16 protein-coding genes are annotated in these 19496 nt (G+C 72.6%); 13 read left to right on the plus strand and 3 right to left on the minus strand.

The window, feature by feature from the left end; genetic code table 11:
- Positions 1 to 57: 57 nt before the first annotated feature.
- The 5 genes from A3Q37_RS04590 (at position 58) to A3Q37_RS04610 (ending at position 6014) form a co-directional block, all read left to right on the plus strand.
- On the plus strand, positions 58 to 786 hold the full coding sequence (locus A3Q37_RS04590; protein ID WP_065477787.1) for an aminoacyl-tRNA hydrolase: 729 nt from the start codon (positions 58 to 60) through the stop codon (positions 784 to 786).
- Between the two features lie 203 nt (positions 787 to 989).
- The gene (locus A3Q37_RS04595) at positions 990 to 1736 is read left to right on the plus strand and encodes a DUF4142 domain-containing protein (protein WP_010072530.1); all 747 of its coding nucleotides are present in this window, start codon (positions 990 to 992) and stop codon (positions 1734 to 1736) included.
- 121 nt (positions 1737 to 1857) lie between these two features.
- The gene (locus tag A3Q37_RS04600) at positions 1858 to 3258 is read left to right on the plus strand and encodes a DUF692 domain-containing protein (protein ID WP_065477789.1); all 1401 of its coding nucleotides are present in this window, start codon (positions 1858 to 1860) and stop codon (positions 3256 to 3258) included.
- 5 nt (positions 3259 to 3263) lie between these two features.
- Positions 3264 to 4298 (plus strand): TIGR04222 domain-containing membrane protein, encoded by a 1035-nt coding sequence (locus A3Q37_RS04605; protein ID WP_065477792.1) that lies wholly within the window; start codon positions 3264 to 3266, stop codon positions 4296 to 4298.
- Positions 4299 to 4451: 153 nt separating this feature from the next.
- A complete protein-coding gene (locus tag A3Q37_RS04610) occupies positions 4452 to 6014 on the plus strand; it encodes an alpha/beta hydrolase (protein ID WP_065477794.1) in 1563 nt (520 codons plus the stop codon).
- A gap of 160 nt (positions 6015 to 6174) precedes the next feature.
- On the opposite strand, the gene hemQ is transcribed toward A3Q37_RS04610, so the two are convergent.
- Both hemQ and hemG read right to left on the minus strand, forming a co-directional pair.
- A complete protein-coding gene (gene hemQ, locus A3Q37_RS04615) occupies positions 6175 to 6903 on the minus strand; it encodes a hydrogen peroxide-dependent heme synthase (RefSeq protein WP_030079714.1) in 729 nt (242 codons plus the stop codon).
- Between the two features lie 4 nt (positions 6904 to 6907).
- Entirely contained in the window at positions 6908 to 8371 is a 1464-nt protein-coding gene (hemG, locus tag A3Q37_RS04620; RefSeq protein WP_065477797.1) for a protoporphyrinogen oxidase, read from the minus strand.
- Between the two features lie 124 nt (positions 8372 to 8495).
- On the opposite strand from hemG, the gene A3Q37_RS04625 reads away from it, so the two are divergent.
- Together A3Q37_RS04625 and A3Q37_RS04630 are read left to right on the plus strand one after the other, a co-directional pair.
- Positions 8496 to 9479 carry a DUF4349 domain-containing protein gene (locus A3Q37_RS04625; RefSeq protein WP_065477800.1) on the plus strand — a complete coding sequence of 328 codons (984 nt, stop codon included), beginning with the start codon at positions 8496 to 8498 and terminating at the stop codon, positions 9477 to 9479.
- Positions 9480 to 9545: 66 nt separating this feature from the next.
- A complete protein-coding gene (locus A3Q37_RS04630; RefSeq protein ID WP_065477804.1) occupies positions 9546 to 10937 on the plus strand; it encodes an FAD-dependent oxidoreductase in 1392 nt (463 codons plus the stop codon).
- 31 nt (positions 10938 to 10968) lie between these two features.
- Here the strand turns inward: A3Q37_RS04630 and hemE are convergent, their stop codons facing one another.
- Positions 10969 to 12066, minus strand: coding sequence for a uroporphyrinogen decarboxylase (gene hemE / locus A3Q37_RS04635; RefSeq protein WP_065477806.1), 1098 nt, complete (start codon positions 12064 to 12066; stop codon positions 10969 to 10971).
- A gap of 92 nt (positions 12067 to 12158) precedes the next feature.
- Between hemE and A3Q37_RS04640 the strand changes: the two genes are divergently transcribed.
- The 6 genes from A3Q37_RS04640 to A3Q37_RS04665 all read left to right on the plus strand — a co-directional run bounded on the left by A3Q37_RS04640 (position 12159) and on the right by A3Q37_RS04665 (position 19296).
- Positions 12159 to 12821 (plus strand): DUF3000 domain-containing protein, encoded by a 663-nt coding sequence (locus A3Q37_RS04640; RefSeq protein ID WP_065477808.1) that lies wholly within the window; start codon positions 12159 to 12161, stop codon positions 12819 to 12821.
- Between the two features lie 212 nt (positions 12822 to 13033).
- The gene (locus A3Q37_RS04645; protein ID WP_003965521.1) at positions 13034 to 13696 is read left to right on the plus strand and encodes a response regulator transcription factor; all 663 of its coding nucleotides are present in this window, start codon (positions 13034 to 13036) and stop codon (positions 13694 to 13696) included.
- 115 nt (positions 13697 to 13811) lie between these two features.
- Complete coding sequence (locus tag A3Q37_RS04650) at positions 13812 to 15086, plus strand: ribonuclease D (RefSeq protein WP_079137659.1); 1275 nt, start codon at positions 13812 to 13814, stop codon at positions 15084 to 15086.
- 30 nt (positions 15087 to 15116) lie between these two features.
- Complete coding sequence (locus tag A3Q37_RS04655) at positions 15117 to 15815, plus strand: ferritin-like domain-containing protein (RefSeq protein WP_065477814.1); 699 nt, start codon at positions 15117 to 15119, stop codon at positions 15813 to 15815.
- Between the two features lie 134 nt (positions 15816 to 15949).
- Positions 15950 to 17170: an acetyl-CoA C-acyltransferase gene (locus A3Q37_RS04660; protein WP_065477817.1), complete on the plus strand. Its 1221-nt coding sequence runs from the start codon at positions 15950 to 15952 to the stop codon at positions 17168 to 17170.
- Positions 17167 to 19296 carry a 3-hydroxyacyl-CoA dehydrogenase NAD-binding domain-containing protein gene (locus A3Q37_RS04665; RefSeq protein WP_065477820.1) on the plus strand — a complete coding sequence of 710 codons (2130 nt, stop codon included), beginning with the start codon at positions 17167 to 17169 and terminating at the stop codon, positions 19294 to 19296. The genes A3Q37_RS04660 and A3Q37_RS04665 overlap by 4 nt, the downstream gene beginning before the upstream one ends.
- Positions 19297 to 19496 lie beyond the last annotated feature (200 nt).

A 19496-nucleotide genomic window follows, 5' to 3' on the forward strand; every position in this document is an offset into this window, starting at 1 on the left:
CCCGGACCCGGCCGTTCCGCCAAGCAGGTGACGTCGTCCGCCTGGCAGACTGGGACGGTGACCAGCCATGACACCCCCTCCCCCGCTTCCGGGAGCCCGTTCCGCAGCAGCCCGACCGACCGCGATCAGGCGCCGCAGTTCGTGCTGCCGCTGGTGCTCCACCTGGAGAAGACGGACCCGCCCGCCCGCACCGACGCGCTGCGGACCGCCGCCCGGGCGGTGCTGACGATCCTCTCCGACGAGCGGTCCCTCGGCGACGGCGTGTGGGCGGAGGCGATGCGGGACTGGCAGGACGCCCGGATCCGCAAGGTCGTTCGCCGGGCGCGCGGTGCGGAGTGGCGGAAGGCGGCTGCGCTGGAGGGCATCACGGTGACCGGCGAGGACGGCGCGGAGGTACGGGTGTTCCCGCCGATCCCGCTGGACGGCTGGCCCAAGGAGCTGGCCAAGCTCCAGGTGTCGGGCACCGATCTGGAGGACCCCGAGCCGCCCGCCGCGCCCGATCTCTCCGGCCCGGTGCTGTGGCTCAACCCCGATGTCGACATGTCGGCGGGGAAGACGATGGCCCAGGTCGGGCACGGGGCGCAGCTCGCCTGGTGGGAACTGTCCGACACCGAGCGCAAGTCCTGGCGCGAGGCCGGGTTCCCGCTCTCCGTGGCCACCCCCGGGGCGGAGCGCTGGCGGGCGCTGACGGCGAGCGGGCTGCCGGTGGTGCGCGACGCGGGGTTCACCGAGATCGCCCCCGGCTCCTGCACGGTGATCGCCGACCACCCGGCACTGCGGCGCTGAACGGGACGGTGACCACAGCGGATCCCCCGTCACGGAGCCGCGACCGCATCGCCCGCGCGCTGAACGTTTCTGGTTCCTCTTACGTATCTCCCGGTACTGCCCTATCGGCATTACCGCCAAGTAGCCTGCACAGCCAGTCGATTGGCGGTTGATTGACGCCTGTTCGATCGACGCTGTCACGCCTCGGCCCGGGAGACACCTTGTTGCGACGCATCAACGGCACGGCCCTCATCATCGCGGCACTGGTCGCCACACTCGGCGCGCTCGCGTTCCCCGTCTGGTCCTACGCGGACCGTTCGGGCACCGGCGAGGCGAACCTCAACGCCTCCAGTGTCGCCACCCAGTGGGGGCCGCTCTCCGCGACCGACCGGGACTTCCTGGTCAAGGTGCGGCTCGCCGGGCTGTGGGAGCTGCCCGCTGGGCAGCAGGCGATCGAACGGGCGCCCAGCGAGGCCACGAAGGCCGCCGGGGACCACCTCGTCGTCGGGCACACCGACCTCGACCGGCGGGCCCGGGACGTGGCGGCCAAGCTCGGCGTGGAGCTGCCCAACCAGCCCACCGCCCAGCAGCAGGAGTGGCTGCGGGAGCTGACCGCGGCGAGCGGCGACGAGTACGAGCGGAAGTTCGCCAATATCCTGCGCGCCGCCCACGGCAAGGTCTTCGGTCTGATCGGCCAGGTCCGCCACACCACCCGCAACACGCTCATCCGGCAGCTGGCGAGCGACGCCAACCAGACCGTGCTGGACCACATCACCATGCTGGAGGCCACCGGGTTCGTCGACTTCGACGCCCTGGCGCGCGAGGCGGCGAGCGGGTCGACGGCCAGTCCTTCCGGCCCGTCGATGCCCCGCGACGGCCAGGCTCCGCTGGCCCCGGTGCCGGTGACGCCGACCGGCGACCAGTCCTTCACCTCGCGCCCGGTGCCGCCCACGATGATGCCGATGCCATAACGACGGCGGCGGGTCCGGAACCTCAAATGAAGCTCTGAACGTCCCACCGGTCGGGTTCATCGCCGCGCGACGGGGCCATGACCCCTGAACAGAACGAGGTGAGCAGGGGGACGGGGGCACCATGGAACTGGGCATCGGAATCGGCTGGCGGCCGGAGATCGCGGCCGAGGTCGAGTCGCTGAGCGGGATCGACTGGGTGGAGGCGGTCGCGGAGAACCTCTGCGCCGACCATCTCCCGGATTCGCTCGTACGGCTCCGGGAGCGCGGGGTGACCGTCGTGCCGCACGGGGTTGCACTCGGCCTCGGCGGCGCGGACCGCCCCGACCCCGACCGGCTCGCCGGTCTCGCGGCGCGCGCCGAACTGCTGGGGGCGCCCCTGGTGACCGAGCACATCGCGTTCGTACGGGCCGGGGGGCCGCTGACCGCGTCGCCGAGGCTGGAGGCCGGGCACCTGCTGCCGGTGCCCCGCACCTGGGACGCGCTGGACGTGCTCTGCGAGAACGTGCGGATCGCGCAGGACTCGCTGCCGGTGCCGCTCGCGCTGGAGAACATCGCCGCGCTGATCACCTGGCCGGACGAGGAGCTGACCGAGGGGCAGTTCCTGGCGGAGCTGGTCGAGCGGACCGGGGTGCGGCTGCTGATCGACGTGGCCAATCTGCACACCAATCACGTCAACCTCGGCCAGGACCCGGCGAAGGCGCTCGACGAACTGCCGGTGGAGGCCATCGCGTACGTCCATGTGGCGGGCGGGGTCGAGAAGAACGGCGTCTGGCACGACACGCACGCCCACCCGGTGTCCGAACCCGTGCTGGAGGTGCTGGCCGAACTGCGCTCCCGGGTCGATCCGCCGGGCGTGCTGCTGGAGCGGGACGACGCCTTCCCGCCGGGCGCGGAGCTGGCGGGTGAACTGGACGCGATCCGGGCGACGCTGCGAAAGGCGGCGGACACGGCTGTGGGCCCGGGGCCGGACCGGGCTGTACTGCGGAAGGCGGACACGGCGGCCCCGCGTCCGGACCCGAGCCCGAGCCTGGAGCCGTCTCCGGGCCCGGCCCCGGGCCCCGCGCCCGACCGCACCGCAGGAGCCGAGCCCCGTACCGTCACCCCCGTCCCCGCCCGCACCCGTGACCGTACCGCCGTCGCGCAGACCGCTCTCCTCTCCGCACTGGTCGCCGGAACGCCCGCCCCCGAGGGCTTCGACCACCGGCGGCTGCGGGTGCAGAGCCGGGCGCTGGCCGCCAAGCGCGCCGACGTCGTCGCCAAGGTGGCCCCCGAGCTGCCGGAGATCCTCGGCGACGGCTACCGCGCCGCGTTCCTCGCGTACGCCGGGAGCCGCCCGATGTCCGGCGGTTACCGGCGCGACGCCCTGAACTTCGCGGAGCACCTGCTCATCGCGGGCGGTCCCGCCGATCCGGTGGCGCGGCGCCGGCTGACGTACTGGTGGCAGGACCGGTCGGGCGCCCGGCCCCCGCGCCGTACCACCCGTCTGGTCCGGGCGGCCCGTGCCGTCCTCGTAGGAAAGTAACCGCCATGAACACGCTCGCCCTGCTGGCGACCCTCGGGGTCGTCCTCTCCTCCGTGCTGCTCGTCGTCAAGGCGGTCGCCGTGCGGTCCCGCCGTCCCTCTCCGGGATCCGGCGTCCCCCTTCACGACGTGTACGAGGTCGCTTTCCTGAACGGCGGTCCGGCCAGGGTCGTCGACACCGCCCTGACCGCCCTGCACGCGGACGGCCGGCTGGCCGTCGGCGGGCCCGGCATCGTCGCCGTACAGCGGGAACAGGCGAACGACCCGGTGGAACGCGCGGTGTTCGAGGAGCTGGCCGCCGCTCCGAACGGCGCCCTGCACCTCCTGCGGGAAGCCGTGATGCGGCACCCGGCGGTCCAGGAGGTCGGCGACGGGCTCGCGGCGCGCGGGCTGCTGGTGCCGCCCCACCGGGTCCGTCCGCTGCGGCGGTGGGGCCTGACCCAGGGGATCCTGTGCCTGGTCGCCCTGCCGCTGAGCCTGTTCCTGACGTTCGTCCAGTTCGTCTCGGCCGACTCCCTGGACTTCGCGGTCCCGTTCATCGTGAAGATGCTGCCCGCGATCGTGATCGGCTCGTTCACCGGGCTGATCGTCGCCGCCTCCTCCGCGAGCCGCCTCACGAAGTCGGGGCGCCAGGCCGCCCAGGAGTTCCGGGCCGCCCACGGCTATGCGGTGACCCCCGCCCATCTCGTCGCCACGCTGGGCCTGCGCGCCCTGCCGGACCCCGTGTTCCAGGAGCAGTTGATGGCGGCCGCACGGCTGAGCGCTCCGCGCCGGCGGTCCTCCGGGCGGCGCCTCGCCGGGTCCACGGCGACCGGTGCCGCCGCCGTCGGCGCGACGACGGTCTGGTGCGCCGCGTCCGGTCCCGGCGGTTCCAGTTGCGGCGGGTCGACCGGAGGCGGTTCCGGATCGAGCTGCGGCGGCGGGTCCGGGTGCTCCTCGGGGTCCGGGTGCGGAGGCAGCAGCGGGTCGAGCTGTGGCGGCGGCTCCAGTTGCAGCAGTTCCAGCTGCGGTGGTGGCTCCAGTTGCGGAGGCGGGTCCTGAAACGGTCTCCCTTGGTGACCTGAATCAGGCGCGTACGCAAGGATTTTGACCGTCCATCAGGGTGGTTTTCGGTGACATTCCGGGTCGGTGCTGGACATGTCTCCCCGGCCGCCCGACCCTCCCCTCTCCGCATCCGCAGAGAGGCCCCCGCGCGTGAGAACTGCTGCGCTCTACACATCGATCGGCTCCCTCGTCCTGTCCGCCCTCGCCGCCGCTCCGGCGGGGGCCTGGGACCGCCCCGGTTCCGCCGAGGCCCGGGGCACCGCGATCGCCGCCGCCCGGGCCACCGCCGCCGGGATCGACTTCGCCGCCTGCCCCGAGGAGGAGATGCTCCCGGACTCCCTGAAGTGCGGCACGGTGAAGGTTCCCCTCGACTACGCCGAGCCGGACGGGCGGCAGCTCGAACTGACCGTCAGCCGGACGCCCGCCACCGGACCGGCGAAGGAACGGCAGGGCGCGTTCGTCTACAACCCGGGCGGCCCCGGCGCGTCCAGCATCACCTTCCCGCTGGCCGGGGAGCTGCCGGAGTGGAAGGAGATCGCCGAGGCGTACGACCTGGTCGGCTACGCCCCGCGTGGCGTCAACGGCTCCTCCGCCCCGCTGAGCTGCCAGGACCCCGCCGCGTACACGAAGGGCCCGACCGACGCTCCGACGCATCCGACCGAGGCGGACAAGGAGCGGCGTGTCGCCCGGGCGAAGGCGTACGCGCGGGGCTGCGCGGAGCACGCGGGCGAGACGCTGCGGCACTACACCTCGCTGAACAACGCCCGGGACCTCGACGTGCTGCGGGCCGCGCTCGGTGAGAGCCGGCTGACCTTTATGGGGGCGTCGTACGGGACGTACTTCGGGGCGCTGTACGCGACGCTGTTCCCCTCCCACGTACGCCGCATGGTGTTCGACTCGGCGGTGGATCCGGACCCGGAGCAGATCTGGTACCGCTCCAACATGGGGCAGTCGCTGGCCTTTGAAGCGCGGTGGGAGGACTTCCGCCGCTGGGTCGCCAAGCACGACGACGTGTATCACCTGGGGACCACGCCGGAGGCGGTGCAGGAGCACTACGGCGAGGTGCGCGCCGAGCTGGCGGTGAAGCCGGCGGGCGGCAAGGTCGGGCCGGGGCAGCTGCACTCGGCGTTCCTGGGGGCGGGTTACTACGACGACTACTGGGCGATGCGGGCGACGGCGCTGTCGGAGTACGTCCGGGGCAACCCGGAGCCGCTGGTCGCGCAGGCGTCCCCGCGCGCGGTGGCGGCGAAGGACAACGAGAACGCGCAGGCGGTGTACACGGCCGTCGAGTGCAACGACGCGCCCTGGCCGGAGGACTTCGCGGTGTGGGACCGCGACCACACGGAGCTGGCGCGCGTCGCGCCCTTCGAGACCTGGGACAACGCCTTCTCGAATCTGCCGTGCGCCTTCTGGACCGCTCCCCGGCAGCGGCCGCTGGATGTCCGCGTGGGGTGGGGCGAGCTGCCGCCGGTGCTGATCCTGGCGGCGGAGCGGGACGCGGCGACCCCGTACAAGGGGGCGCTGGAGCTGCGGAAGCGGCTGCCCGGTTCTTCGCTGGTGACCGAGCGGGACGCGGGGACGCATGGCATCGGCGGGGCGGGGAACGCCTGCGTCGACGATCATCTGCGCCGGTATCTGCTGACCGGCGAGGTGCCGGGGCGGGGTGCGGACTGCGCCGCGCATCCGGAGCCGAACCCGGTGTCGCTGGACTGATCCGGCGGTCGGCGGGCGTACGGAGCGGGGGCCGCCGCACCTTGACGGTGTGACGGCCCCCGAAGCCGAACCCGGTGTCGCTGGAGAGGCGGACGGCACGATCGGTGCCCGGTGCCCGACTCTCTGATCTTCCGGGTTGGGGTGGTGCGGGACTCGCTGGTTATGCGAGCCCGGCCACCAGGTCTGCGACGCTCTTCCTGCGGCCCGTGTAGAACGGGACCTCCTCGCGCACGTGGAGCCGTGCCTCGGAGGCGCGCAGGTGACGCATCAGGTCGACGATGCGGTAGAGCTCGTCCGCCTCGAAGGCGAGGATCCACTCGTAGTCGCCGAGCGAGAACGAGGCGACGGTGTTGGCGCGGACGTCCGGGTAGCCCCGGGCCATCTTGCCGTGGTCCGCGAGCATGCGGCGGCGGTCCTCGTCGGGCAGCAGGTACCAGTCGTAGGACCGGACGAAGGGGTAGACGCTGATGTAGTCGCGGGGCGTCTCGTCGGCGAGGAACGCCGGGATGTGCGACTTGTTGAACTCGGCGGGCCGGTGCAGCGCCATGTTCGACCAGACCGGGTCGAGCGCGCGGCCGAGCTTGGTACGGCGGAAGAGGTTGTACGCGTCCTGGAGCTGGTCCGAGGTCTCGGCGTGCCACCAGATCATGATGTCCGCGTCGGCCCGCAGCCCGGACAGGTCGTAGGTGCCCCGGACGGTGACGTCCTTGGCCGCGAGCTGGTCGAACAGCTCCTGCACCTCGTCGGCGTATCCCGCGCGGTCCAGGGGGAGCACGTCGCGCAGTTTGAAGACCGACCACAGGGTGTAGCGGATGACCTCGTTGAGGTCCTTGGCCTTCTTGCCGGCGTTCGGACTCTTGCTTGATGTCACAGTCTCAGGAGCACTCATACGGCTATTGTCCCGCCTCGCTCCCCGTGCCCCGAACCAGGGTCGGCGTGGCGATGATCTCGCTCGCGATCTCGTCGGCCGCGCGCCGGGCGCTCGCGATGCAGGCGGGGATGCCCACCCCGTCGTAGACCGCGCCGCAGACCCGCAGGGCGGGCAGCTTGGCGACCTCGTCGCGGATGCGGGCGACCCGGGTCGGATGGCCGACCGGGTACTGCGGCAGGCCGCCGATCCAGCGGGTGACCTCGGTGTCTACGGGCCGGGCGGTGAGGCCGGTGGCGGCGGCGAGGTCGCGCAGGGAGACGGCGACCAGCTCCTCGTCCTCGCGGTGGAGGTGGTCCTCCTCGCCGTAGCGGCCGACGGAGGTACGGAGCACGAACAGGTCGGGGGCGGCGTCGGCGACCCACTGCCACTTGTTGCTGGAGAACGTGGACGCCTTGATCGTGTGCCCGTCGACCGGCGGTACGAGGAAGCCGGAGCGGCCGCGCAGGGCCTCGTACGCCTCGATGTCGGTACGCCGGAATGCGAGGGTGACCAGGGCCATCGAGGCGTACTCGACACCGGACAGCTCGGCGGAGGCGGCCGGGGACTCAGCGGCCAGCAGGGCGCCCGCGGACCAGGCGGGGGTGGCCAGGACGATGCCGTCGGCGGCGATGGTCCGGGCGTCGGTGCGGACGGCCCAGCCCGATTCCGTACGGGTCAGACCGAGGACGGGCGTCTCGGTGAGGATGTCGCCGCCCCCGGCCCGTACGGCGTCGCCGACGGCGGGCGGGAGGGTGCCGATGCCGCCCGCGATGCCCTGGAAGACGGGGCCGGTCTGCTGCCGGGCGGCGGCCCGCTCCTGGATGCGGCGGACGCCGTCGAGCAGCGGGCCACCCTCCTTCACGGCCTCGAAGAGCTGGGGGACGGCGGCACGCATCGAGATGCGGTAGGCGTCGCCCGCGTAGACCCCGCCGAGGAGGGGCTCCACCAGCCGGTCGACGACCTCGCGGCCGAGCCGGTCGGCGACGTACGCGCCGACCGCGACGTCGTCGCCGACGGGGGTCGGGGTGAGGTCGCGCTCCTCGGCGATCCGGGCCAGGCCCTCGGGGGACAGCACCTCGCCGAGGACCGCCGGGTCGCCGGGGACGCCCATGACGTGGCCCTTGGGCATGGGGCGCAGCGCGTCGCGCGTCCAGAGCGACGCGGTGGCGGTGGCGGGCGGCTGGAGGCGGTCGGCGAGGCCCACCGCTTCGGCGAGTTCGACCGCCTCGGGGCGCCGGGCGAGCATCGACTCGGCCCCCAGGTCGACCTGGACGCCCGCGACCTCGCCGGTCATGAGCTTGCCGCCGAGCCGGTCCGTGGCCTCCAGGAGGGTGACCCGCAGGCCGGTGGCGACCAGGTGGTGGGCGGCCGCCAGGCCGGCGATGCCGCCGCCGATGACGACGACGTGCCCCGGGGGCGTTTCCGCACGCTGTTGAGAACGCTGCATGGGTCCACTCTCTCAAACCCGTACCGAGTCCTGACCGTGACCGCTTCGAAACCCCCTCCGGCAACCGGTCCCGGAGCCGCCGCGTCGAAGGGTCACATCAACCAACGTCCTGGGGGGACCAGTTATGCGGAACGCAAGCAAGAGCGGGCGATCGTTCGTCCGCGCACGGGTGGCGCTCGTGGCCGGGGCGCTCGGCGTCCTGCTCGCCGTCGGCGGCTGCGGGGCGTCTGGTGACGCGTCGGACAGCGGCGCGAAGGCGGCGAACGGAGAAGCCGCGGCGCGTGAAGGGTACGCGGACGAGAGCGGGGCGGCGGCCTCCGCCGCCCCCGGGGAGCAGACGGACCAGAAGGCGGGCGGGAAGAAGGCGGCGCCGAAGCCGGGCGTCTCGCACGTCATCCGTACGGCCACGCTGTCCGTCGAGGTGAAGAGCGTGCCGAAGGCCGTGGCCGCCGCGCGGGCCGCGGCGGAGGGCGCCGGGGGCCTGGTCGCCTCGGAGAACACCGAGCGGCTCGACGACACCCACGAGACCTCGCATCTGGTGCTGCGGGTGCCGCAGGAGCGGTTCCAGGAGGTGCTGCGGGAGCTGGCGGGTTCCGGGAAGCTGCTGTCGCGCACCTCGAACGCGAAGGACGTCACCGACCAGGTGGTCGACGTGGAGAGCCGGATCTCCACCCAGCGCGCGAGTGTGGCGCGGGTGCGGGAGCTGATGGACAAGGCGGAGCGGATCAGCGATGTGGTGGCCCTGGAGGGCGAGCTGAGCAGCCGTCAGTCCGATCTGGAGTCGCTGCTGGCCCAGCAGGCGAGCCTGAAGGACCGCACCTCGCTGGCGACGATCACGCTGGACCTGACGCCGCCGGACGCCCCGGACGACGACCGGAAGAAGGACGACGACCCCGGGTTCCTGGACGCGCTGGGCGGCGGCTGGGACGCGTTCGTGACGATGCTGCGGTGGATCGCGGTGGCGTTCGGGGCCGCGTTCCCGTTCCTGCTCACCGGGGCCCTGGCCGCGCTGGTCTGGCGGGTGCTGCGGAAGCGCAGGGCCGCCCGTCCCGCCGCTCCGGCGGTTACGGCGCCCGCAGCGGGGAAGGACGACGCCTCGGACTCCTGAACCGCTCGGCGTCGTAGCGTGGGGCCCTGATTCGCCGGTGCGGCGAACCGGCGGAAGGGACCCGGCATGGCAGCGGAGCGACTGGTGGTCATCGGCGGTGACGCGGCGGGGATGTCCGCAGCGTCACAGGCCCGCAGGCTGAAGGGGCCCAACGCGCTGGAGATCGTCGCCTTCGAGCGTGGCCACTTCACCTCGTACTCCGCCTGCGGCATCCCGTACTGGGTGGGCGGCGACGTGGAGGAGCGCGACGACCTGATCGCCCGCACCCCCGAGGAGCACCGGGCACGGGACATCGATCTGCGGATGCGGACCGAGGTGACCGAGCTGGACGTGGCCGGGCGGCGGGTGAAGGCGCTGGACCGGGAGAGCGGGACGACGTACTGGACGGGCTTCGACAAGCTGGTGATCGCCACCGGGGCCCGTCCGGTGCGCCCGGCGCTGCCGGGGATGGACGCGGCCGGGGTGCACGGGGTGCAGACCCTGGACGACGGGCAGGCGCTCCTCGACTCGCTGGACGCGCTGCGCTCCGGCGATGGGCCCCGGCGGGCCGTTGTGGTGGGCGCGGGGTACATCGGCGTGGAGATGGCCGAGGCGCTGCTCAAGCGGGGCTTCGAGGTGACCGTCCTCAACCGGGGCGAGCAGCCGATGGCGACGCTCGACCCGGACATGGGGCGCCTCGTCCACGAGGCGATGGACGGTCTTGGCATCACGACGGTCAACGGGGCGGCCGTGACGAAGATCCTGACCGGTCCGGACGGCCGGGTCACCGACGTGGCGACGGACGCGGGGACGTACCCGGCGGACGTGGTGGTCCTCGGTATCGGCGTGGAGCCGGAGACGGCGCTGGCGCGTGCGGCGGGGCTGCCGGTGGGGCCGCACGGCGGGCTGCTGACGGACCTGGCGATGCGGGTCGTGGGCCACGACAACATCTGGGCGGGCGGCGACTGCGTGGAGGTCCTGGACCTGGTGGCGGGCCGCACCCGGCACATCGCGCTGGGCACCCACGCCAACAAGCACGGCCAGGTGATCGGTTCCAACATCGGGGGCGGCTACGGCACGTTCCCCGGTGTGGTCGGTACGGCGGTGAGCAAGGTCTGCGACCTGGAGATCGCCCGGACCGGGCTGCGGGAGAAGGACGCCCGCGCGGTGGGGCTCCGCTATGTCACGGCGACTGTCGAGTCGACGCAGCGGGCCGGGTACTACCCGGGGGCGAGGCCGATGACGGTGAAGATGATCGCGGAGCTGCGGACGGGCCGGCTGCTCGGGGTGCAGATCGTCGGCCGCGAGGGGTCGGCGAAGCGGGTGGACGTGGCGGCGGTGGCGCTGACGGCCGGGATGACGGTGGAGCAGATGACGGCGCTCGACCTCGGCTACGCCCCGCCGTTCTCACCGGTGTGGGACCCGGTGCTGGTGGCCGCCCGCAAGACGGTGGCGGCGGTGCGGGGCGCGGGAAGCTGACGAGGCCTCCCGCGCCCGGGGCGCGGCTGCCTCAGCGCGCGGTCTGCTCGTGGACGTACCCCACGAGGCGGGTGAGCGCGTCCGGGTCCATGTTCGGCATGACGCCGTGGCCCAGGTTGAAGACGTGGCCCTCCAGTCCGGCGGCGGCGTCCAGCACCTCGCGGGTCTTGGCCTCGACGGCCGGGGTCGGCGCGAAGAGGACGGCCGGGTCGAGGTTGCCCTGGAGCGCCTTGCCGGGGCCGACGCGGCGCGCGGCCTCGTCCAGCGGGACGCGCCAGTCGACGCCGACGACGTCCGCTCCGGCCTCGCCCATCAGGCCGAGCAGTTCGCCGGTGCCGACGCCGAAGTGGATGCGGGGGACGCCGTAGGGGGCGACGGCGTCGAAGACCTTCGCGGAGGCGGGGAGCACCGCGCGGCGGTAGTCGGCGGGGGCCAGCGCGCCGACCCAGGAGTCGAAGAGCTGGACGGCGGACGCCCCGGCCTCGATCTGGACCTTGAGGAAGGCGCCGGTGATCTCCGCGAGCCGGTCCACGAGGTCGGCCCAGAGCTGCGGGTCGCCGTACATCATGGCCTTGGTGCGCTCGTGGTTGCGCGAGGGGCCGCCCTCGACGAGATAGCTGGCCAGTGTGAACGGGGCCCCGGCGAAGCCGATGAGCGGGGTGGCGCCCAGCTCGGCGGTGAGGATCCCGATGGCCTCGGTGACGTACGGGACGTCCTCGGGGGTGAGGTCGCGCAGCCGGGCGAGGTCGGCGCGGGTGCGGATCGGCTCGGCGATGACGGGGCCGACGCCGGGCTTGATGTCGAGGTCGATGCCGATGGCCTTCAGGGGCACGACGATGTCGCTGAAGTAGATCGCGGCGTCGACCTTGTGGCGGCGTACGGGCTGGAGGGTGATCTCGGCGACCAGCTCCGGCATCATGCAGGAGTCGAGCATCGCGATGCCCTCGCGGACCTTCAGGTACTCGGGCAGCGAGCGCCCCGCCTGGCGCATGAACCAGACCGGCGTGTGCGGTACGGGTTCGCGGCGGCACGCCTTCAGGAACGCCGAGTCGTGGGTGGCGTTGCGGACCGCGTCGAGGCTGGCGGAGGTCGTCGTCTGCTGGCCCGAAGGGCTGTCGTTGGCACTCACGCACAGAATCTTCGCACGCGTGCCGAAGGAGCCAGGCCCCGCACGGGTGTCTCTCCCTGCGCGCGGCCCGCCTTCCGCCTACTCTTCCCCGCATGGCTCCGGCTCAGGGACAGTTCTCCGATCATTCCGACGGCGTTGAAAGCAAGGACCGCGCGGAGGAGGGCCCTCCCGTGCCTCCGGCGTTCCTGGCGGCGGTGGACGCGCTGCGTTCCGCGCGGCTGCGCCCGGAGCTGGAGGTGGAGGCGACCAGGCCGCCCCAGCGGCTCGCGCCGCACGCGTACGCCCTGGAGGCGGCGGTGGTGGACGGTGAGGACGATCTCGCGGACGGCAGGCTGGTGCTGCTGCACGACCCGGCGGGGCACGACGCCTGGCAGGGCACGTTCCGGCTGGTGACCCTGGTCCGCGCGGAGCTGGAGCCGGAGATGGCGGCGGACCCGCTGCTGCCGGAGGTGTGCTGGTCCTGGCTGACGGGGGCGCTGGACGCGCGGGGGCTGTCGTACGGGGAGGCCGGCGGGACGGTGACACGCGCCGGATCGCACTACTTCGGTGCGCTCTCCGCGCGCCGTCCGGCGACTCAGATCGAGATCCGCGCCTCGTGGACGCCGAGGGAGTGGCGCGGGGGCATCCCGGACACCGCGTCGCACCTGATGGCCTGGGGTGATCTGCTGTGCCAGATCGCGGGGCTGCCGCCGTCCGATCTGTCGGACGCGGCGGTGGTGACGCTGCCGCAGCGGCGCGGGCCGCAGGTTTCGTAACACTCCGTCACCCGTATCGCACATACGCCGGATCTCTTTTCGTACAATCGATCGCGCGTCCTATTTGCCCGAATTGTTACTCACCAAATCGTGATCTTCCCCTAAAGGAGGACGGGTCCGCTGCCGAAGAGGTCAATGACCCTTCAAGCACGGTTCGCCCCCGGCTTCATCCCCCGAGCCGGCCCGTCCCGCCACTCCCCCCAGGAGGCCTGGTGTCCGTTCTCCTTGAGCAGCCCGCAAGCCTGGTCGCCTACCGCCCGAACAAGCCGACGGCCATGGTCGTCGTGGCCGACCCGCGCGTCCGTTCCACCGTCACCCGCCATCTGTGGGCCCTCGGAGTACGTGACGTCATCGAGGCGTCGTCCATCGCGGAGGCACGTCCCCGCGTCGGCAACCCGCGCGACATCTGCATTGCCGACGTCCATCTGCCCGACGGTTCCGGGCTGACCCTGCTGTCCGAGACCCGCGCCGCAGGCTGGCCCAACGGTCTCGCCCTCTCCGCCGCCGACGACATCGGCGCCGTTCGCAACGCCCTCGCGGGCGGCGTGAAGGGGTACGTCGTCACCGGCACCCGAACCAACATCGGCCACCCCACCCGCCCCGGCGTCGCCCCCATTGGCGCCAATGCCGCCCGTATGCACCGCCGTCCCCCCGGGTCCCCGAGCCACCCGGGCGGCTACCGCGAACTCTCCGGACGCGAGGTGGAGGTGCTCCGCCTGGTCGCCGAGGGCCAGTCCAACAAGGCCATCGGCGTCTCGATGGGCCTCTCCGCCCTGACCGTCAAGTCCCACCTCGCCCGCATCGCCCGCAAGCTCGGCACCGGAGACCGGGCCGGCATGGTCGCCGTCGCCCTGCGGACGGGCATCATCCACTGACCGCACCCCCGCCGGGACGTGCACCGATGCGTCTCCGGCTGGAATACGTGCATGGCCGCCCGTCGACGGAACGTTCCGTCGACGGGCTCCGTGCATACACAGATACCCTTGACACGTGACCGACGCCCAAGAGACCGCAGCAGACACTTCACTGCGAACCACCGGGGGCGCTCCCCCGGACGACGTCGCCCCGGCGCCGATCCCCTTGCTGGAGCCGCGCGAGGGCATTCCCCCGGTGGTGACGTCCGACGACGCCCTCGCCCGGGTGATCGCCGCCTTCGCCGCGGGCACCGGGCCGGTGGCCGTCGACGCCGAGCGCGCCTCCGGGTACCGCTACGGCCAGCGCGCCTATCTCGTACAGCTGCGCCGCGAGGGCGCGGGCAGCGCCCTGGTCGACCCGGTGGGCTGCCCCGACCTCTCCGGCCTCGGCACCGCGCTGGACGGCACCGAGTGGATCCTGCACGCCGCGACCCAGGACCTGCCGTGCCTGCGGGACATAGGCATGACCCCCACCTCGCTGTTCGACACCGAGCTGGCCGGACGGCTCGCGGGCTTCCCGCGCGTCGGCCTCGGCGCGATGGTGGAGAACGTCCTCGGATACGCCCTGGAGAAGGGCCACTCCGCGGTCGACTGGTCCACCCGCCCGCTGCCCGACCCCTGGCTGCGCTACGCCGCGCTCGACGTGGAGCTCCTGATCGACCTGCGCGACGCGCTGGAGGAGGAGCTGGAGCGGCAGGGCAAGCTGGAGTGGGCCCGCGAGGAGTTCGACGCCATCGCCGCCGCGCCGCCAGCCCCGCCCCGCAAGGACCCCTGGCGCCGCACGTCCGGCATGCACAAGGTACGCCGCCGCCGCCAGATGGCCGTCGTCCGGGAGCTGTGGACCACCCGTGACCAGGTCGCGCAGCGCCGTGACGTCTCGCCGGGCAAGGTGCTCGGGGACGCCGCGATCGTCGAGGCCGCGCTCGCGCTGCCGGTCGATGTGCAGGCCCTGACCGCGCTGCCGGGATTCGGCCACCGCATGGGACGCCGTCAGCTGGAGCAGTGGCAGGCGGCCGTGGACCGGGCCAAGGCGCTGCCGGAGTCGGCGCTGCCGCAGCCCGGTCAGCAGCCGGCCGGGCCGCCCCCGCCGCGCTCCTGGGCCGACAAGGACCCGGCCGCCGCCGCCCGGCTCTCGGCCGCCCGCACGGCCGTCTCGGAGCTGGCGGAACGCCTCCGCATGCCCCAGGAGAACCTGATCACCCCGGACACCGTGCGCCGGCTCTGCTGGGAGCCGCCGAAGAACCCGACCCCGGGCGCCGTCGAGGACACCCTCGCCGGATACGGGGCGCGGAACTGGCAGATTCAGCAGGTCGCCCCGCTCCTGTTCCGGGCGCTGGGCGCCACCGCCTGACCCCGCGAGGCGCGGATACGGGGGGCGGGCATGGGGGCCACGGCGTACGGGGAGTGGATACGCGACTTCGAGGCGGCGCGCCGTGAGCGGGCCGAGCGGGGCGATCCGGACTGGAGTACCGGGGTCCCCCTGCCCCCCGCGATCCGGCGCAGCGTGCAGCGTTTCCAGGTCGGCGAGGACGGCGACGGGGCCGAGCTGATCACCAAAGCGGAGGCGGCCGGTAACGCGGAGTATGCGTCGGCGGTGCGGATGTTCGTCGCGGAGGAGCGAAATCACGCCAGGTTGCTGGCGCTCCTGCTGACCTCCGGCGGCGCTCCGCTGATCACCTCGCACTGGAGCGACCGGGTCTTCGTGACGCTGCGCCGCGCCCTGGGACTCCGCCTCGAACTGCTGGTCCTGATGATCGCGGAAGTGGTCGCGCTGCGGTACTACCGGGCCCTGCGGGACGGGGCCGACGACGCGCTGACGCGGGAGGTGGCCGGGCGGATCCTCTCCGACGAGGAGCGGCACGTGCCCTTCCACTGCCACCGCCTGCGCCGCTCGCTGCGCCCGCTGCCGCCGCCGGTGCGGGTGCTGGTGACCTCCGGGTGGCGGGCCGCGCTGGCCGCGGCCGCGCTGGTGGTGGCCGTCGACCACGGGCCGGCGCTGCGGCGGCTGGGGGTGGGCCGGTTCCGGTTCGCCCGCGAGGTGGTCCGGTCCTCGGGGCCGATCGCGGCGACGATGCGCTGAGCGGTGTGACCTTCGACGCTCCGGCCGTGGGGGGTGGGCAGTCTGGTTACCCGCAAGTAGCATGATGGGCAGGCGGTGCGTCCCCGTGGCGCGCCCCGCAGCAGTGCCATCCCGCACCCTGGAGGAGAGCCACCGTGCCTCGTACCATCCGGGACGTCGTCTTCGTCGACGGCGTCCGCACCCCGTTCGGCAAAGCGGGCCCGAAGGGCATCTACCACGAGACCCGCGCCGACGACCTCGTCGTGAAGGCCATCCGGGAGCTGCTGCGCCGCAACCCGGACCTGGACCCCAAGAAGATCGACGAGGTCGCCATCGCCGCGACCACGCAGATCGGGGACCAGGGCCTGACGCTGGGCCGCACCGCCGGAATCCTGGCCGGTCTGCCGCAGTCCGTCCCCGGCTACTCGATCGACCGCATGTGCGCGGGCGCGCTGACCGCCGTCACCTCGACGGCCGGTTCCATCGCCTTCGGCGCGTACGACGTCGTCGTGGCCGGTGGCGTCGAGCACATGGGCCGCCACCCGATGGGCGAGGGCGTCGACCCGAACCCGCGCTTCGTGTCGGAGAAGCTGGTCGACGAGTCCGCCCTGTTCATGGGCATGACGGCGGAGAACCTGCACGACCGCTACCCCACGATCACCAAGCAGCGCGCCGACAAGTACGCGGTGCGCTCGCAGGAGAAGGCCGCCAAGGCGTACGCCAACGGCAAGATCCAGCAGGACCTGGTACCGGTGTCGGTGCGCCGCACCAACGCCGAGGCGGGCGAGACGGGCTGGGGCCTGGTCACCGCCGACGAGCCGATGCGCCCGGGCACCACCATGGAGTCGCTCGCCAACCTGAAGACCCCCTTCCGCGCCCACGGCCGCGTGACGGCCGGTAACGCCGCGGGTCTCAACGACGGCGCCACCGCCTCGCTGCTCGCCGCCGAGGACGTCGCCCGCGAGCTGGGCCTCCCGGTCAAGATGCGCCTCGTCTCCTACGCCTTCGCGGGCGTCGAGCCGGAGGTCATGGGTTACGGCCCGATCCCGGCGACCGAGAAGGCGCTGGCCCAGGCCGGTCTGACCATCGACGACATCGGTCTCTTCGAGATCAACGAGGCGTTCGCCGTGCAGGTGCTCGCCTTCCTGGAGCACTACGGCATCGCCGACGACGACGCCCGCGTCAACCAGTACGGCGGCGCGATCGCGTACGGCCACCCGCTCGCCTCCTCCGGTGTCCGGCTCATGACGCAGCTGGCCCGGCAGTTCGAGGAGCAGCCCGAGGTCCGCTACGGCCTGACGACGATGTGCGTCGGCTTCGGCATGGGCGCCACGGTCATCTGGGAGAACCCGAATTTCGACGGAGGCAACAAGTGAGCTCCACCACTGAGCTTCTGAAGGGTGCGGCCGAGCTGTTCCCCGGCGAGGTCGTCACGCAGGCGCACGTACGCCACCTGGACCTGCCGTTCGGCGCCGGGCGGTTCGCGCTCATCACGCTGGACAACGGCCTGGACCACACCAAGCCGACCACCTTCGGACCGCAGTCGCTGGCGAACCTGAACGCCGCGATCGACCAGGTCGAGAAGGAGGCCGCCGAGGGCACCATCACCGGTGTCGGCCTCACCGGCAAGCCGTTCATCTTCGCCGTCGGCGCCGACCTCAAGGGCGTCGAGCTGCTCGGCCGTCACGAGGACGCGCTCGCCATCGGCAAGGGCGGCCACGACGTCTTCCGCCGTCTCTCCGGCCTCGCGGTGCCCACCTTCGCGTACTACAACGGCGCGGCGATGGGCGGCGGTGTCGAGGTCGGTCTGCACTGCACCTACCGCACCGTCTCGACCGCCATCCCGGCGTTCTCGCTGCCCGAGGTCTTCCTCGGTCTGGTCCCCGGCTGGGGCGGCTGCGCGCTGCTCCCGAACCTGATCGGCGCGGACCGCGCGGTCTCGGTGATCATCGAGAACTCGCTGAACCAGAACCGTCAGCTCAAGGGCAAGCAGGTCTTCGAGCTCGGCATCGCGGACGCGATCTTCGAGGGCGCGGACTTCCTGGAGCAGTCGCTCGTGTGGACCGCGAACGTGCTCAAGGGCTCGGTCTCGGTCGAGCGCGCCGAGGTCGACCGCGGTGACGCCTGGGACGCGGCTGTCGCCCGCGGCCGGGCCATCGCCGACTCCAAGGTGCACGGCGCGGCCCCGGCGGCGTACCGCGCGCTGGACATCATCGCGGCGGCCAAGGACGGCGACCTGTCCGCCGGCTTCGACGCCGAGGACCAGGCGCTCGCGGACCTGATCATGGGCGGCGAGCTGCGCAGCGGCATCTACGCCTTCAACCTGGTCCAGAAGCGCGCCAAGCGCCCGGCCGGTGCCCCGGACAAGAACCTGGCCCGCCCGGTCACCAAGGTCGGCGTCGTCGGCGCGGGTCTGATGGCCTCGCAGCTGGCGCTGCTGTTCCTGCGCCGCCTGGAGGTCCCGGTCGTCCTCACGGACATCGACCAGGAGCGCGTCGACAAGGGTGTGGGCTACGTCCACGCCGAGATCGAGAAGCTGCTCGGCAAGGGCCGCATCAACCAGGACAAGGCCAACCGCCTCAAGGGCCTGGTCTCCGGTGTCCTCGACAAGGCCGAGGGGTTCGCGGACGCGGACTTCATCATCGAGGCCGTCTTCGAGGAGATCGGCGTCAAGCAGCAGGTGTTCGCGGAGGTCGAGGCGGTCGCCCCGGCGCACGCGATCCTCGCCACCAACACCTCCTCGCTGTCGGTGACCGAGATGGCGTCGAAGCTGAAGAACCCCGAGCGGGTCGTCGGCTTCCACTTCTTCAACCCGGTCGCGATCCTCCCGCTGCTGGAGATCGTGCGCGGCGAGCAGACGGACGACGCCTCGCTGGCCACCGCGTTCGGTGTGGCCCGGAAGCTGAAGAAGACCGCGGTCCTGGTGAAGGACGCCCCGGCGTTCGTCGTCAACCGCATCCTCACCCGCTTCATGGGCGAGATCCAGAACGTCATCGACGAGGGCACCCCGGTCGAGGTCGCGGAGAAGGCCGTCGAGCCGCTCGGCCTGCCGATGTCCCCGCTGGTCCTTCTGGAGCTGGTCGGTCCGGCCATCGGCCTGCACGTCTCCGAGACCCTGAACCGCGCCTTCCCGGAGCGCTTCACCGTCTCCGAGAACCTGGCGGCGGTCGTGAAGGCCGGCAAGCGCGGCTTCTACGTCTACGACTCCGGTGCGCCGGTCCTCGACCCCGAGGTCGCCGCCCTTCTCAAGCAGGGCGACACCGTCCTGACGGAGGAGCAGACCCGCGACCGCGTGCTCGACGCGGTGGCGCAGGAGATCGGCCTGATGCTGGAGGAGGGCGTCGTCGCCGAGGCCCAGGACATCGACCTGTGCCTGATCACCGGTGCGGGCTGGCCCTTCCACCTGGGCGGCATCACGCCGTACCTGGACCGCGAGGGCGTCTCCCAGCGGGTGAACGGCAAGCCGTTCCTCGCGCAGGGCGTGGCGAGCGTTCCCGCCTAGGCACCCCGATACGGGTCCGGCCCGGCACACCCTTCGGGGGGTGCCGGGCCGGTTCGCGTTCCGGGGCCGTCGCGACGGGCGTACAGCGGACGTTCGGTTCGGTCCACCGCGCGATCGCGGGAACATACATTCTTGCGATCTTCTGTTCTATAGTGCTCGGTCAGTCGAACATTCACGGACCGGCCGCGCCCCCCACCCGA

The sequence above is a fragment of the Streptomyces sp. PTY087I2 genome, assembly GCF_001687325.1.
Classification (GTDB): domain Bacteria; phylum Actinomycetota; class Actinomycetes; order Streptomycetales; family Streptomycetaceae; genus Streptomyces.